The sequence below is a fragment of the Ilumatobacter nonamiensis YM16-303 genome (genome assembly GCF_000350145.1).
Classification (GTDB): Bacteria; Actinomycetota; Acidimicrobiia; order Acidimicrobiales; family Ilumatobacteraceae; genus Ilumatobacter_A; species Ilumatobacter_A nonamiensis.
This window is the reverse complement of sequence record NZ_BAOL01000314.1, coordinates 1-1375: the sequence shown is the minus strand read 5'-3', so window position 1 is coordinate 1375 and position 1375 is coordinate 1. Positions and strand designations below refer to the sequence as shown.

Genomic DNA, 1375 nt, shown 5'->3' with positions numbered 1-1375 from the left:
CGCCAGGAAGTCGCGCATTCCGCTGGCGAACGCACCGAGGGAATAGTCACCGCGAGGCTTGGCCGATTCGCCATGACCGAGCAGGTCCGGAGCGATGACGTCGTAGTCGACGGCGAGTTCGTCGATGACGGCATCCCACGTCTTCGAGCTCCCCGCGAGGCCGTGGATCAGCAGGATCTTCTGGGCATCGGTGTCGCCCGCGCGCCGGTACCCGACGTCGTGTCCGTGGATCGTGACGTGCTGGAGCGGAAGGCGGGGAGCCATCCCATCAGTATTGCGCCGTCCCGGTCTCGATCGGCGGGAACCTCGTGTCCCGACGATCGAGACCTGGCATCGTGTCGTCTGAACCGATCGGAGCCCGCACATGAACACGTCCACCTCGAAGAACCCACCGAAGATCGTCGTCACCGGACGGATTCCCGAGGGAGGACTCGACCTCCTGCGCTCAGCGGGTGACGTGTGGGCATGGAGCGGCGACGACCCGGCTCCTCGCGACGTGGTCCGAGATCAACTCGCCGACGCCAAGGCCGTCGTGACCCTGCTCTCCGACCAGGTCGACGACGACTTCCTCGACGCCGCACCGAACGCACGCGTCGTCGCGAACGTCGCCGTCGGATACAACAACGTCGACGTCGACGCCTGCACCGCCCGCGGTGTACGGGTGACCAACACCCCCGGGGTGCTCACCGAAGCGACCGCCGATCTGGCGATCGGGCTGCTGCTCGCCTCGACCCGGCGGTTGGGCGAGGGAGAACGCCTGATCAGATCCGGCGCCGAGTGGAAATGGGGCATGTTCATGATGCTCGGCACCGGGTTGCAGGGGCGGCAACTCGGGATCGTGGGGATGGGCGAGATCGGCACCGCCACGGCGACACGCGCGCGAGCGTTCGGAATGGACATCGTGTACCACAATCGGTCGGCAGCTTCCGCCGAGGTGGAGCAGCGGCTGGAGGCACGCCGACTTCCCCTCGACGACCTGCTCGCCGGCAGCGACGTCGTCTCGCTCCATTGTCCCTACACCGCGGAGACTCACCACCTCATCGATGCCGACGCGCTCGCATCGATGAAATCCTCGGCGTATCTCGTCAACACCGCTCGTGGCCCGATCGTGGAGGAAGCGGCGCTGGTCGACGCCCTGGGTGACGGCGCCATCGCCGGCGCGGCGCTCGACGTCTACGAGCACGAGCCCGACGTCCACCCCGGATTGCTCGACCTCGACAACGTGGTGCTCGCTCCCCACCTGGGTTCCGCGACGGTCGAGACCCGTACCGCGATGGCCGAACTCGCAGCGCGCAACGTGGTCGCCGTCCTCCGCGGCGACGACCCTCCGACCCCGGTCAACTGACCCGTTCTCGTGATCAGTTCCGGCGCTCCG

The 1375-nt window shown here is 67.6% G+C and carries 2 protein-coding genes; one reads left to right on the top strand and one right to left on the bottom strand.

Translation table 11 applies throughout. The features are described 5' to 3' along the window. Window positions 1-264, bottom strand: a 264-nt coding sequence (locus ON45_RS20270) for an alpha/beta fold hydrolase (RefSeq protein ID WP_040496547.1), incomplete at its 3' end; no start/stop codon positions are given. Between the two features lie 100 nt (window positions 265-364). On the opposite strand from ON45_RS20270, the gene ON45_RS20265 reads away from it, so the two are divergent. Further along, window positions 365-1345 carry a 2-hydroxyacid dehydrogenase gene (locus ON45_RS20265; RefSeq protein WP_040496546.1) on the top strand — a complete coding sequence of 327 codons (981 nt, stop codon included), beginning with the start codon at window positions 365-367 and terminating at the stop codon, window positions 1343-1345. Window positions 1346-1375 lie beyond the last annotated feature (30 nt).

What these genes read in the sequence shown, in the direction of transcription:
- ON45_RS20265 (WP_040496546.1), top strand. Translation starts at nt 365, where the DNA reads ATGAACACGTCCACCTCGAAGAACCCACCGAAGATCGTCGTCACCGGA.